This is a genomic window from Myxococcus sp. MxC21-1 (assembly GCF_032612255.1).
Lineage (GTDB): Bacteria > Myxococcota > Myxococcia > Myxococcales > Myxococcaceae > Myxococcus > Myxococcus virescens.
On the sequence record NZ_CP123278.1, the window covers coordinates 1,994,168 to 2,007,096 of the forward strand.

13 protein-coding genes and 1 pseudogene are annotated in these 12,929 nt (G+C 68.3%); 7 read left to right on the forward strand and 7 right to left on the reverse strand.

The window, feature by feature from the left end; translation table 11 throughout:
- Positions 1–23 precede the first annotated feature (23 nt).
- The 4 genes from QEG98_RS09420 to QEG98_RS09435 all read right to left on the reverse strand — a co-directional run bounded on the left by QEG98_RS09420 (position 24) and on the right by QEG98_RS09435 (position 2,264).
- Positions 24–611, reverse strand: a complete 588-nt coding sequence (locus tag QEG98_RS09420) for a DUF1801 domain-containing protein (RefSeq protein ID WP_316567855.1) — start codon at positions 609–611, stop codon at positions 24–26.
- A 102-nt stretch (positions 612–713) separates the two neighbouring features.
- Complete coding sequence (locus QEG98_RS09425) at positions 714–1,130, reverse strand: DUF1801 domain-containing protein (protein WP_316566482.1); 417 nt, start codon at positions 1,128–1,130, stop codon at positions 714–716.
- A 283-nt stretch (positions 1,131–1,413) separates the two neighbouring features.
- The gene (locus QEG98_RS09430; RefSeq protein ID WP_316566483.1) at positions 1,414–1,761 is read right to left on the reverse strand and encodes a GNAT family N-acetyltransferase; all 348 of its coding nucleotides are present in this window, start codon (positions 1,759–1,761) and stop codon (positions 1,414–1,416) included.
- On the reverse strand, positions 1,758–2,264 hold the full coding sequence (locus QEG98_RS09435; protein WP_316566484.1) for a hypothetical protein: 507 nt from the start codon (positions 2,262–2,264) through the stop codon (positions 1,758–1,760). Before QEG98_RS09435 ends, QEG98_RS09430 begins: the two co-directional genes overlap by 4 nt.
- 634 nt (positions 2,265–2,898) lie before the next feature.
- Here QEG98_RS09435 and QEG98_RS09440 point away from each other — a divergent pair.
- The 7 genes and pseudogenes from QEG98_RS09440 to QEG98_RS09470 all read left to right on the forward strand — a co-directional run bounded on the left by QEG98_RS09440 (position 2,899) and on the right by QEG98_RS09470 (position 10,964).
- Positions 2,899–4,253 (forward strand): annotated as a pseudogene (locus QEG98_RS09440) (IS1182 family transposase).
- An 81-nt stretch (positions 4,254–4,334) separates the two neighbouring features.
- Positions 4,335–4,781, forward strand: coding sequence for a PQQ-binding-like beta-propeller repeat protein (locus QEG98_RS09445; protein WP_316566485.1), 447 nt, complete (start codon positions 4,335–4,337; stop codon positions 4,779–4,781).
- A gap of 567 nt (positions 4,782–5,348) precedes the next feature.
- On the forward strand, positions 5,349–5,750 hold the full coding sequence (locus QEG98_RS09450) for a hypothetical protein (RefSeq protein WP_316566486.1): 402 nt from the start codon (positions 5,349–5,351) through the stop codon (positions 5,748–5,750).
- Positions 5,751–6,204: 454 nt separating this feature from the next.
- On the forward strand, positions 6,205–6,633 hold the full coding sequence (locus QEG98_RS09455) for an energy transducer TonB (protein ID WP_316567856.1): 429 nt from the start codon (positions 6,205–6,207) through the stop codon (positions 6,631–6,633).
- Complete coding sequence (locus QEG98_RS09460) at positions 6,555–8,528, forward strand: TonB-dependent receptor domain-containing protein (RefSeq protein WP_316566487.1); 1,974 nt, start codon at positions 6,555–6,557, stop codon at positions 8,526–8,528. The genes QEG98_RS09455 and QEG98_RS09460 overlap by 79 nt, the downstream gene beginning before the upstream one ends.
- A 58-nt stretch (positions 8,529–8,586) precedes the next feature.
- Positions 8,587–9,861: a hypothetical protein gene (locus QEG98_RS09465; protein WP_316566488.1), complete on the forward strand. Its 1,275-nt coding sequence runs from the start codon at positions 8,587–8,589 to the stop codon at positions 9,859–9,861.
- A gap of 77 nt (positions 9,862–9,938) precedes the next feature.
- Positions 9,939–10,964: an alpha/beta hydrolase gene (locus QEG98_RS09470; protein ID WP_316566489.1), complete on the forward strand. Its 1,026-nt coding sequence runs from the start codon at positions 9,939–9,941 to the stop codon at positions 10,962–10,964.
- A gap of 64 nt (positions 10,965–11,028) precedes the next feature.
- Here the strand turns inward: QEG98_RS09470 and QEG98_RS09475 are convergent, their stop codons facing one another.
- The 3 genes from QEG98_RS09475 to QEG98_RS09485 form a co-directional block, all read right to left on the reverse strand.
- A complete protein-coding gene (locus tag QEG98_RS09475) occupies positions 11,029–11,856 on the reverse strand; it encodes a MerR family transcriptional regulator (protein WP_316566490.1) in 828 nt (275 codons plus the stop codon).
- Positions 11,853–12,527: an alpha/beta fold hydrolase gene (locus QEG98_RS09480; RefSeq protein ID WP_316566491.1), complete on the reverse strand. Its 675-nt coding sequence runs from the start codon at positions 12,525–12,527 to the stop codon at positions 11,853–11,855. Before QEG98_RS09480 ends, QEG98_RS09475 begins: the two co-directional genes overlap by 4 nt.
- Positions 12,528–12,633: 106 nt before the next feature.
- Positions 12,634–12,918: a hypothetical protein gene (locus tag QEG98_RS09485; protein ID WP_316566492.1), complete on the reverse strand. Its 285-nt coding sequence runs from the start codon at positions 12,916–12,918 to the stop codon at positions 12,634–12,636.
- Positions 12,919–12,929: the final 11 nt, after the last annotated feature.

Sequence of the window (12,929 nt, forward strand, 5' to 3'; positions counted from 1 at the left end):
ACGTCATGCGCGGAGGGCACGCCCTACATCCGTTCGCCAGGCAATTGGCTGGCCTGTTTCACCCAGGCGGCGAACTGGGCCTCGTCGAGCGGCTCGTCCTCGCGGATATCGAGGTAGCGCGTGTCCTGGCTCTTGGAAGCACCGGGTGGGATGGGGCGCAGCGAGGTGCCGCGGAAGAAGGCCACCTTGATGTACTTCGTGAAGCAGTGGATGCCGAGGAGCCATCCCTGGCCCTCGACGCCGTACATCGGCGAGTTCCATTTGACCGCCTTGCTCACGCCCGGGATGGTGCGCTCGATGAGCGCGTCGAGGCGGTGCCCGACGTCGCGTTTCCAGCCCGGCATGGCCTCGATGTAGGCCCGGATGGGGGCGTCGCCGTAGCCCTTCGCAATCTGCGGATTGCCGCCAGAGAGGAGGACCGGCTTGGTGGCCGCAGCGGGGCGCTTGCGTCTGGCCGCGGTGGCCTTGGGCGTTGCCGCCGATTTCTTCGCCGTGGCCTTCTTGGGCTTGGGGGCCGCTGACTTGGCGGCTGCCTTGCTCGGTGTGGCAGCCTTCGCCGTGCTCGGCCTGGCGGTGGCCTTCTTCGCGACCTTGGACGACTTGACGGCCATGGCGTTCACTCCAGATGGGCGGTGATTGGGACCGCCGAGGGCGGGGCGTCTCAACGTCTTCTCGAAGAGGAGTTGAGCGACCCGCGCCGCGGAGGTCAACCTTCACTTCGAGCGCTTCGTGGGCTTCTTTCCGCTAGCCGTATTGAGCGCGGCGGCCGCGCGGATGAGCGCCTTGAACGCCTTCGCGTCCAGCGCCTCACCTTCGTGAATGTCGATGGCGCGCCTGACGTTCCCGTCGAGGCTCGAGTTGAAGAGTCCGGCGGGATCTTCCAACGAAGCGCCCTTGAAGAAGGTCAGCTTCACGGCCTTCTTGTACGCCTCACCCGTACAGATGCCCCCGTCGTGGGACCAGACCGGCGTTCCCCGCCACTTCCACTCCTCCACGACCTCCGGGACGGCCTCCTTGATGAGGGCACGCACCCGCGCGAGCGTATCGCCTCGCCAGTCACCCAGTTCGGCAATCCTTTCGTTGATGAGTTCCGATGCCGACTCGCCAGCTGTCTTGGTTTGATTCTTCATCTACCTGCCTTCCCGTGGAGAGGCCGTGTCGCCCACGTTTCCTGCGTCCGATAGCACCCTGGTGGGGTGTAGGAAACAAGGGGGCATCCGGTGTCGGCCTCCGCACTCCTGGTGCAGTCGCGGCTGACCGCCAGTTTCAGTTGGCGCGTCGCGCCCCTTGGCGGTGGACGGCAGCACGAACGGGTACAGCCCGCTGTTCCCGAAGGCTCGCCGGTCGTGAACAGGCGTCATTCGTCCTCATTGCTGGCCCGGCCCTCGCCGCAAGTGCGAGTGAGACGGGCGTTCATGGGGACGCCAGGGTGTGGCCGAGGTTGCGGTCCACCACGGTGAAGCCGACGGACTGATAGAGGGCGGGGGAGGCCGGGTTGTCCGCGAAGGCGTACACGATGGCCCGCCTGGCGCCCAGCATGTGCATGCGCCGGAGCCCTTCGTGTAGGAGCGCGCGCACCAGCCCGCGTCGCCTGTGCTCTGGGGCGCACGCCACCGGTTCGAATTCGCCCACCGCGTTCGCCTCGTCGAGCCAGCCCAGCGCGCAGGCCGCGAGGCTTCCGTCGGGCGCCTCGGCGACGAGGTCCAACGCAGGCTGGTAGCCCGGTGCCTCCATGAGCCGCGCGTACACCTCCGTTGTCACCCGCTCGGAGCCGAAGCCGCGCCGGTGTACGAGGCTCGCGCGGCTGCCTCCTCGGGGCCCCGCACCGCGCGCACCCGGTAGCCCGCGGGCAGCGAAGGCGGCGGAGACGGCAGCGCGTGTAGCGGCAGTGCGAGGTGCAGGTAGCACCCGCCCGTGGTGCGCCGCCAGCCGCGCCGCTGAAGCGCCGCGAGCAGCGGACCGTTGCTCTCCAGCGCCCACACGGTGGCCGGCTGCGGGGTGTGCTCGTGGCGTGCGCGAACCCAGGGAAGCACATCCTCCGCGAAGGCGTCAGCGTGCACGAGCGGGTGGACGAGCAGGTCCACATCGCCGTTGCCGTAGGCCCACGCAAAGCCAGCGAGTTGGCCCGGCGCGTGTTCCCACAGGGTGATGTCCTCCCGCGGCCGTACCTGTGCATTGCGCAGCAGGCGCCAGGTCAGGTCTCCCACCGCGCACTCCACGTGGGGACCTCGCTCCGCCCAGGCCTGTGCCACGAGGCGAGCCATGGTGTTGAGGTCGGCCACATCGCGATAGGGGCGGAGGCAGAACATCTCTACTCAATACACCAGACAGGGCGTGATTCGCACTCGTGGATGGGTTGATCCAATGGTGCGCATTGCCCTTGGCGCACCTGTGACGGCGACCGCACGTCGCGCCACCGTACGTCGAGCCCGTGCTTCCGTTCGGAGAAGGGCGGTAGGGAGAGGTTCCGCTCCTGGGGATGGAGACGCAGGTCGTAGTGCCCGGCATTCACCCCACCGCCGCGGAGCACGGGGATGGCGTGCTGGTCCGAATCGACTGAGCCCCACCCCCGAGCACTGGATCGCTTTCTGTGTGTTTAGAGCCTGCGCGCCGATGACATTCCTGGCGGGTCTGGTAGCCCACCTCGCGAGCGCACATGACGCCGAATCCATTCCTTCACTTCGTGGCGGACGCATGGACGTCGAATCGCTTGCCGCGTTACAACACCGCGATGAACGACCCCTTGCTGATCACGACTGTGCAGGGCTATGTCGCCGCAATCGACCGCGTCAGCGGCCGAGTCATGTGGCGGCACGATCTTCACGATGCGCTAGGAGTCTGTCGCGGTAATCGCGACGGGGCCTTGCCCGGCAGGAGCTGAGGGGGCTCAATGCCCCCATGAGCAAGAAGTTCCGCCCCTGGAATGTGCAGCAGGACTTCCTGCTGCCGCCGTCGCTGCTGGACTGGCTGCCGGAGCACCACCTCGCGCGTTTCGTGCTGGAGGTGGTGGAGGAACTGGACCTTGCCCCCATTTACGAGCCCTACGAGAAGCAGCTGCGAGGCTACCCGCCGTACGAGCCGAAGATGATGGTGGCGTTGCTGCTGTACGCGTACTGCACAGGGGTGACGTCGTCTCGGAAGATTGAGAGGAAGACGCGGGAGGACGTGGCCTTTCGCGTCCTGGCGGCGAACCAGTCCCCGGACCACTCGAGGATTTCAGAGTTTCGGCGCCGGCACGGGGCGCACTTCGAAAACCTCTTCGTGCAGATGCTGAAGCTGTGCGCGAGGGCGGGGCTGGTGAAGCTGGGGCACGTGGCGCTGGACGGCACGAAGCTGAAGGCGAACGCCAGCAAGCACAAGGCGATGAGCTACGAGCGGATGCAGAGGGAGGAAGAGAAGCTGCGTGGGCAGGTGAAGGAACTGCTGGCGCAGGCGGAGGCCGTCGACGCGGAGGAGGATGCCCGGCACGGCACGGGCAAGCGGGGCGATGAACTCCCCGAGGAGCTGCGGCGCGCGCAGTCGCGTCTGCAACGCATCCGCGAGGCCCGGCAGGCGCTGGAGGCCGAAGCCAAGGCTGCCGCGGAAGCAGGCAAACGCAAGGATGATGACGACGACGAGCCCCCGCCGCCCGCCCAGGACTTGCCGGCCACACGGTGCCCCACACGGCCGAGGGGAAGCCGACGCCCAAAGCGCAGCGCAACTTCACGGACGCGGACAGCCGAATCATGAAGAGGGGCACAAGCTTCGAGCAGGCCTACAACGCGCAGGCGGCGGTGGACTCGGCGCACCAGGTGATTGTCGCCCAAGCCCTCACCAACCAGCCTCCGGACGCCGAGCACCTGCCGGCGCTGGTGGACCGGGTGGCCGAGCACCTCGACGAGGTGCCCCGGAAGCTGAGCGCGGACGCGGGCTATTTCTCCGCGAAGAATGTGCGCTGGCTCGAGTCGGTGGGTGTCGAGCCATACATTGCGACGGGCCGCCAGAAGCACGGAGAAGCGCCACCGAAAGTCAGAGGCCGTCCGCCTGCGGGACTCACCCCGAAGGCGCGGATGGCCCGGAAGCTGGCGACGCAGCGAGGCAAGGAGGTGTATCGAATGCGCAAAGCGATTGCGGAACCCGTCTTCGGCCAAATCAAAGAGGCGCGCGGCATCCGAACCCTGCTGCGGCGGGGCCTGAAGGCGGCCCGGGAGGAGTGGGCTCTCATCTGCGCCACCCACAACCTCCTCAAGCTCTTCCACGCGGTGGTCGCTTAGCGGCGGGCTGCCTCAATCAGGCGGCCAGCCGCCTACCTCGTCCGCGCTCGCCTCCTGCCTCATTACCGCCACAGACTCCGAGTGGACTCCAAGCTGCGCGGCGTGCGAACGACCGTGACGCTTGCCGTTGAGCCGCCCTTCGTCGCGATGCTTTCGGTGACCTGGGAGGAAATGAGCACGCACACTGGTGCGGTTGCCTCGTGGTGCGTGCGCGTCGTGTGCTGTGACTATGCCAGCGGCCGTGTGCTTTGGACGGTCTCCGAAGACGTGAAGGGATGGGGGCGGAAGCCAAGCATCGGCGCCATGGACCCTTGCTTGCGAATCCAACAAGGCCAGGTGTTGATGGGCCTTTCGACGGTGACCGCGTTCGACGCGGCGAGCGGCCGGCAATTGTGGAGGACCTCGGTGGCGCCCGAGCCCGAGTCCACTCAGCCTACGGACGGCGGCTTCTTCAGCTCGCTCATGGGCTCCGCCGGCGCCGTGCGCGCAGAGTATTGGAACTGCAAAATCGCCCGCCAGCGAGACTGATGAGCGCGGGTCCGCGAAACACGCGACGGCCCCTCCGTAGTGACTGCAGTCACCGCCGGGACGCTTGACGCGAGGTCTCCGGGGTCATCCCATCTCTGAGAAATACATGGGTTGTGGGGCCCTCCTGGGGGGGCATGCGCGCTGCAGTGAGGCCGCGCACGGGCGGGGCCGCCTCGCCGCAGCAGTCTTCCTTCGCTGCCAGGAACCAGGTGATACCCATGCGCGCGTCAAGGCTTCGGCCCTCTCTCATTCCATGATGCGTCCGACCACTGCTCCGGCTTCTCCCATCAACCCGAGGCAACTGCTGAACCTGGCTCCGGCGCCGCAGTCCTCCGGTTCCGGCCTCCCAAGCGCCAATGACAAGCGGCCGGCAGGGGACAACCGTTCGGCGGCGTAGCTCGTCGACGACACCCCCGGCTGAAGAAGCTGGGACGCCAGAAGGACATCAGGTCCGAGCAGGCGTGCAAGCAGACGGGCATCGACCCCAAGCTCGACCTGAAGGACGCGAAGCAGCACCCCGACGCCGTCTTCCGGCTGGCCAAGGCGCTGGAGTTCATCGACAGCGCCTTGGCCGCCAATGGTGGGGACCGGTCGAACAAAGTCCTGAACGGCCAGGGAGACGGCAACATCGAGGGCATCACCAAGGGGGAGATGTGCGGCACTGCACGGAGGCCGTTCGCCGAGAAGGGGGCATTCTTCCTGGGCGCTCACCAACTGCCGACCACGAAGGACACCCACGTCAAGGCGGACGGGAGCAACAAGGACAACTTCCAGTGGTTCGCGGGCGAGGCGGGCAAGCACCTGTGGTTCCTTCCAGGCGTCAGCAACGCCCTGACAGGGATTGGTAACTCGGAGGGCGGCTTCAAGGGCGCCGCGACTGGTTATTTCAAGACCGTGAAGGGCGCCGCGGAGGGCGTCATCGGGGGCCCTCACGACGGGCCGGGCCAATCCGGCCTCCCTCCTCTTTGACGGCGCCATGGGCGCGCTGGGCAGCACCGAGGCTGCTCCGCAGCCGATGAATGACATCGCCAACCAATTGACCCCCACCGCCGCCACTGATAGGAGGTCGTTTTGTTGAGAATGAGTATCAATATCGACATCATCCTCGCGCCTTTGAGCCCTGCCTGTACACCGTGAACATGCCCACACTTCGTCGCTGGCGGGGCGCCCCCGCGCCATCCTCTCTGGTCTCCACGCTCGCGCTCCTGTCCCTGCTGTCGAGTGGGGTCGCGCGAGCCCAGGATGCGAGCGAGACCCCGGCGCCGGCGACATCCGCTTCCCCTCTGGCGCGACACCGCACCCGCAGGCGCCGGAGGGTGAGGGCGGGCCTGCGCCATCCGGCGGGGTCGTCCCTCCGGTGCTGCTGGCCCAGCCAGAGGCTGTCTATCCGCCCGAGGCGCTCGCCGCGGGACTTGAAGGCGCGGTGAAGCTCCTCCTGACGCTTGATGCGGAGGGCCGGGTCTCGCGCGCGGAGGTGGTCGAGGGACTTGGGCACGGACTCGACGAGGCGGCCGTGAGCGCGCTCGAGAACGCGCGCTTCTCCCCGGCGATGCAGGACGGCAACCCCGTCCCCTGTCAGTTCGAGTTCATCCACCACTTCGTCCTCGCCCGTCCTCCCGAGGTCGCGCCGCCGGCGCCGAGGAGGTCGCCCAAGTCGCGCCCGACGCGCCCGCGGAAGAGGCGACCGCGCAGCCCTCCGAGGAGCCAGAGCCTCCCGCTGCCCATGGCTTCACCTCGGTCGTCCGCGCCAGGTCGACTGAAGCCCGCGCCCTGGTGCGCGGCTCGGAGGCGGTGGACGTCGTCGAATTGGAGAAGGCCCATGAGCGCGCCGAGGACCTCGCGGAGGTGCTGACGCGCGCCTCTGCCGTGCAGGTCCAGCGGACGGGCGGAATGGGGAGCCGGACCCAGCTCTCGCTCGGGGGGCTCTCCGGTGACCAGGTGCGAGTCCTCCTCGACGGCGTCCCCATCGAGTACTCGCCCTATGTCTATGGACTGGGAAGTGTTCCGGTCTCGCTCATCCGGCAGCTCGAGGTCTTCAACGGCGTCGTCCCGGTTCGCCTCGCGACGGATGCGCTGGGCGGTGCCATCCACCTGCGCTCCGACCTCGCGAAGCCCGAAACCGGTGCCTCCCTGTCGCTCCAGGGCGGGTCCTTCGGCAGCTACCGAGGGACTGGCAGGCTGACGTGGCGGGCCCACGAGCACGTCTTCGTGCGGGCCGCGGGGTTCCACGACCGCGCGCAGAACGACTACGTCATCACCGTCCCCGTGGATGACCTGGCGACGGGGCGCGTCTCACCGCGCGCCCTGCGCCGCAACCACGACGCCTATCGGGGCACCGGAGGCGATATCGAGGTGGGGTTCGAGTCACTGCCGGGCATCGACCGGCTCGTGCTCAATGGCTACCTCGGCCGCTACGACAAGGAGGTCCCGCACGATCAGTTCATGATTCAGCCCTATGGCGCGGTCACCTCCGCGCAGGAGAGTTGGGGCCTCGGACTTCGCTACGAGGTGTCGCCCCATGATCGGCTGAAGGTGCTCGCCATCGCCGGGTACAACCAGCGTGTGGGCGAGCTCCTCGACGCCTCCGACTGTCTTTACGACTGGTACGGCGCCTGCCGTGCGACGCGGGCGAGGGCCGGGGAGACTGGCTCGACGCCCCTGGAGAACACCCAGACGCGCCAGACGTTGTTCGGGCGCGTGCGGCTCCTCGGGACGCTGCTCGACCCCGAGGACCTCGAGGTCTCGCTCGGCGTCGACGACAGCGACCGAAGCGGCGAGAACGCCTACCTCACTCGTTTGCAGCAGGAAGACCCTCTCCGGGTGCCGCTCGCGCTCACGTCCGCCTTCGGCGGTCTCTCCCATCGTCAGCTGCTCTGGGACGGCCGGTTGGAGAACACCGTGTTCGTGAAGGGCTACTTGCAGCGCTTCGCCTCGGGAACGAGGCAGGAGGCCGCGGAGCGCCGGTGGGCCGGAGGCTTCGGTGACACCTTGCGCTTCAGTCTGAGGCGGGGGCTGCTCCTGAAGGCGTCCTATGAGCGGACCACTCGGATGCCGAGGGTGGACGAGATCTTCGGTGATGGGGGACTGCTCGTGGAGAACTCGGCGCTCGTCCCCGAGTCGAGTCACAACGCCAACCTGGGCGTGGAGCTGCTCCCCATCGTCACGTCCGTTGGCCGCTTCGGTGCCAACGCGGTCGCGGGCGTCCGGGACGTCGAGAACCTCATCCAGCTCTTCCCCGGCGACGCCACGCAGGCCTACGAGAACGTGGACCACGCTCGCTCCTTCTCTGCGCACGCGGGCGTGGACTGGGACTCACCCGGCGACTGGGTGGGGCTCACCGGCACCGTCACCTGGCTCGACTTCCGCAACCTCGCGCAGGAAGGCCAGTTCGCCCGCTTCCACGGGGACCGCATGCCCAACATTCCCTGGCTCCAGGCCTCGGCGACCGCGCGATTCCAGAAGCGCCAGCTCTTGAGCGCCGAGGACGCTCTTGGCCTGGAGTGGACGACCCGCTTCGTCGAGTCGTTCTATCGCTCCTGGGAGAGCGCCGGGCGGGGCGGCGACAAGGCGCGGGTGCCCACCCAGGTGCTGCACTTCGCCGCGCTCACCTACCGCTCCCGATTCGAGGGGCGAGCCTTCTCCTTCTCCTTCAACCTCCAGAATCTCACCGACGCTCCCGCCTTCGACATCGTCGGTGTCCAGAAGCCGGGCCGCGCGTTCTCCGCGCGCGCCACGGTTGATCTCTGAGCGCCCGCTGAGGCGCTTCGAGTCTCCTCGCAGGAACCCTTCGCTAAAAGGAAGCCCGATGAAGCTGAAAGCCTCACTCCTCGCCCTCGCCCTCGCCGTGTCCGCCACCGCCTGCTCGGATTCGGACGGTCCCCAGGTGGTCCCCGACGCTGGAACCGACGAGCCCCTCTACGCCGCCATCACCCAGGTCGCCATCGCTGGTGGAAACACCCAGAGCTACCTGGTGACGTTGGACGACATCGAGAAGGCGCAGACCGTCGGGATTGGCGACGCAATCGAGCTTCCCGCGGACGCGTACATCGCCGCCGGCCTGCCGGGCACTGGCAAGTTCATCGTCAGCAGTTCGAAACTGCCGACGGTGACCCCCTACACCCTCAACGCGGATGGTTCGCTCAAGGCCGGAGATCCGCTTTCGTTCACCAGCCAGGGTGTCGCCGCGACCGGTGGCTATCAGTCCCAGCACTACTTCGTCAGCGAGACGAAGGCCTATTACTTCGACCACGTGAACTACAAGCTGGTCATCTGGAATCCCCAGGACCTCGCCATCATCACGTCGAAGGACCTGACGTCCCAGCTCAAGGACGGCGACTTCTCGTTCCGCTATTCGCAGAGCCTGGCCATCACCGCTGGCGACGACGTCATCATCGCCGGTGGCTGGCACGCCGCGGACGTGAAGACGGTTCCGGCGAAGACGGCGCTGGTCATCGTGGACACGAAGACCGACGAGGTGACCGTCAAGGTCGACAATCGCTGCGGCTGGGCGCGCGACGGCGTCAAGCACACGGATGGGAAGATTTATTACGCCACCGAGTCCCTGGGCAGCGGAGCGCACTTCGTGTCTCCCGGGACCACCGGCGCGCCCTGCATGGTCCGCTTCGATCCCGCGACTGGCGAGTTCGATGCGTGGTCCACCACGCTCGATTCCTTCATCAACCCGGGGACGGAGGGTGACATCGCCGCCATGCTCCTGCCTGGCGCTCCCGGCAAGGGCTACCTGCGGGTGATGAACAAGGCCGCCGCGCAGTCCGCCTGGGACGCCGCGGTGGCCGCCGAGCGGACGTTCAACGGGCAGAGCGCCGCCGTGGGCGCCTGGTGGAGCCTGTGGGAGGTCACCCTCGGCGACGCGCCGACCGCGACGCCCGTCGTCCGGGACGACCTCGTGCCCACCAACGGCCGCACCATCCCGCAGAATCCGGGTGAGCTCCTGGTGCTGCCGGAGTTCATCAATGACAATGCCCAGACGCGCTTCCGCCTCATGAGCCCCGAGACGGGCCTCGGGGACGCGAAGACGGTCGTCGAGGGCCAGGTGCGCGGCCTCCTCCGGATTCGCTAGCCACCCGCCTGCCGTTCGGAGCCCCCGCCGTGCATGGGCGGGGCTCCAATTCATCCGTCATCACCGGGTCTCCCGCCATGAGTCTCTTCATCCCCCTCGCGCCGGCGCGCTCCCTTGGGTTGCGCTTGCTGAACCCGCTGCTCGCCGCACGCTTCCACGTGCTCCTCGCGGCGGGCCTGCTGACCGCCAGTTGCGCCTCGGGGCCGGTATCCCGTGCCGCGCCGGTGGCTCGGGTGGATGGGGCTCCGGTGACGCTCCAGGACACCTTCCAGTTCGATCTCGACTCGACCCACACCGGACGGACCCACCGGTTGTACGTGGCGGTCCCCGAAGGCCCCGCGCCCGCCGCCGGCCATCCGGTCATCTACCTGCTGGATGGCGGTGCGCACTTTCCCACCCTGGAGCGCCTCACACGCGCCCTCCCCAGGCTCGCGCGGGGCTTCGGCGTCGCGGCGGCAACGCCGGTCATCGTCGGGCTGACCTACCCGGGTGACCCGGCCCACAGCGACCAGGCACGCGGTGAGGACTACACGCCGCCCGCCCCGAATCTCTCGAACACGGGGGACCGGTTCTCGAAGAAGCAGGGTGGGGCGGATCGCTTCCTGGACTTCTTGAAGAAGGAACTCGAGCCTGCGCTTGCTTCGAGATTGCCGATCGACGGCTCTCGCACCGCACTGATGGGCCACTCCTATGGCGGCCTCCTGGTGCTGCATGCGTTCTTTACGAGGCCCACGTCCTTCGACACCTTCATCGCGGGGAGCCCGTCCATCTGGTGGAACGACCGCTACGTGCTCACCGAGAAGAAGGCCTTCCTGGAGCGGTTCGCGCGGACCCCGGTGAAGGCGCGCGTGCTGCTCACGGTAGGAGGGCTGGAGCAGAAGCCGCGCAAGAGTGAGGGGACGCGGGGCATGTTCGCCGCGGAGCGGCGGATGGTCGACAATGCCCGTGAGCTCGCCGTGGAGCTCGAGGCGATGGGTGGCGGCGATTTCGCGGTCCAGTACCTGGAGTTTCCCGGCGATGACCACTACAGCGCATGGCTCCCCATGCTGAGCCGTGGGCTGCTCTTCTTCTCTGCCCCCTCGCTGCTTCCGGGCGCCGACTGAGCCCGCGCGGGCCCCGCTCCCCTCGTCGGGCTTGGCGTTGGGCTCGGTAGGACCGCAGCCCGCCTCAGGCCGTGCTCCGAAGCCCGTTCCGCTCCCATGACAGAGCGAGCTCGGTCAGCCATGAGTCACCATTCGCCGTGCCCACGCGCAGGTGCGTCTCGCGCAAGGGGACGGATGGGGTGCGCTCCTTCGCATGGACGTGGGCGAAGAGTCGGGCCCAGGAAGGGCCCACCGAGTCGGGGGCCCCGGAGTGGACGAGCACGACTGCCTGTACCTCGGGCAATTCCTCGATGCAGACGCCTTCCGGCGTGGCTCCCGGTGTCAGGGGGACACACCAGGACAGGTCCGCGTCGTCCTCGCGGTACTCCGCCTCGTGCAGGAGACTGAAGGGGGCACCGGCCATATGGGGACCGCACGCGGCGAGCAGCCGTGGGAAGACCACCGACGCGTCGGAGTACCGCCCCCGTGCTCGATGCACGGCGACGCGGACCGGAGGGAGCCAACGCTCGACGAGTGGCGGTGGTGCACGCAGGTACGCCTCCGCCTGGGCCTGGTGCCTCAGCAGCGTGTCCAGCGCGAGCACGGAGCGTTGCGTGCTGGCGGCCTCCTCGGCGAGCCGGGCTCGCACGCGGGTCAGTTGCTCCGCGAGCGAGGCGCCCGAGTCCAGCTCCGCGAGCACACCCTGAATCTCCTCCAGGGACAGTTTCAGGTCGCGCAGGGCGCGCAGCGTGTGGGCCAGGGCGATGTCTCGCTCGGTGTAGTATCGGTAGCCGGAGGAGGGGTCCACACGGGAGGGAACGAGCAGATTCTTCTCCTGGTAGAGGCGCAGCGCCTTCACGGTCAGGCCGGTGATGCGCGACGTCTCGCCAATGGAATACAGCAGTCCGCTCATCGCTCCTCCTCCGAAAGGAAGGCGCGCACCGTGGCCGCGAACAACTCGGGCTGCTCCTCGAAGGGAAAGTGCCCGCTGCCCGCCAGCTCCACCAGCCGCGCGTGGGGAAGCGCTTCTACCACGCGCGCGGTGGCCGAGCGGGGCTGGAGGTCCTGGGCGCCATGGATGACGAGCGTGCGCGCGCGCACCCGGCGCAGCCAGTCGCTCCAGTCGTGATGCCGGCCCAGGCTCAGGTAGAGCCCCAGCGAGAGAAAGCCTCCGGCGGCACCGGAGCCGGGAAGCTTCGCGTCGGGATGCTCGCGCCGCAGGGCCTGGACGTACAGCGGTCCGAAGGCGGCGAAGTGCTCGGCGAGCCGGGCCTCGTCGTCCTTCAGGCGGGCAGGGAAGTCGAAGGTGTGCTTCATCCACGCCGCCAGCTCGCGCTGGCCTGCCTCGTCAAGCCGGGCCCGCACCTGGGTGAAGAGGTCGCCGTCGCCAGCGGGCATCGTCACCAACGGCGCGGGTGCCACCAGCACGAGGGCCTCCACCCGCTCGGGCCACTCCGCGGCGTACAGCGCGGCCACTAGGGCTCCGAAGGAGTGTCCCACCAGCGTGAGGCGCTCCTTGCCGAGCACGCGCCGGATGCGCTCGAGGTCCGCGAGCTGCGCGGCGAGTCCCAGTCGAGCCTCCACCGTCTGCAGCGTCTGCCACGTGCCGCCGGGGGCGCGTGGGTAAAGGGGCGTGAAGAGGCGCCGCAGCCTCGCTGGTCATAGAAGTGCCAGCGCAGGGAGTCGCCTGTCATGGCCGCCGCGCGCCAGGGCCTCGCCGGGGGAGGCCGGGGCCGCCATGCACGACGACGACGTCCCGCCCCTCGCCCACGGCGACGTGGTGGAGGCGCACGTCCGGCGACACCTGCCAGGACGGGGCGTCCGCCCGTTGCCCAGGAGGAACCTCCAGCGTTTCGCCCCGCGCGGCCAGCGCTTGCTCCACGGTGCCCGGCCGGAAGAGTGCTCGCCCCATCCACCACCAGGTGCCCGCAGCCGCTCCCACGAGCAGGATGAGTGTTCCAAGGACTACCGCCATGACCTTCCTCC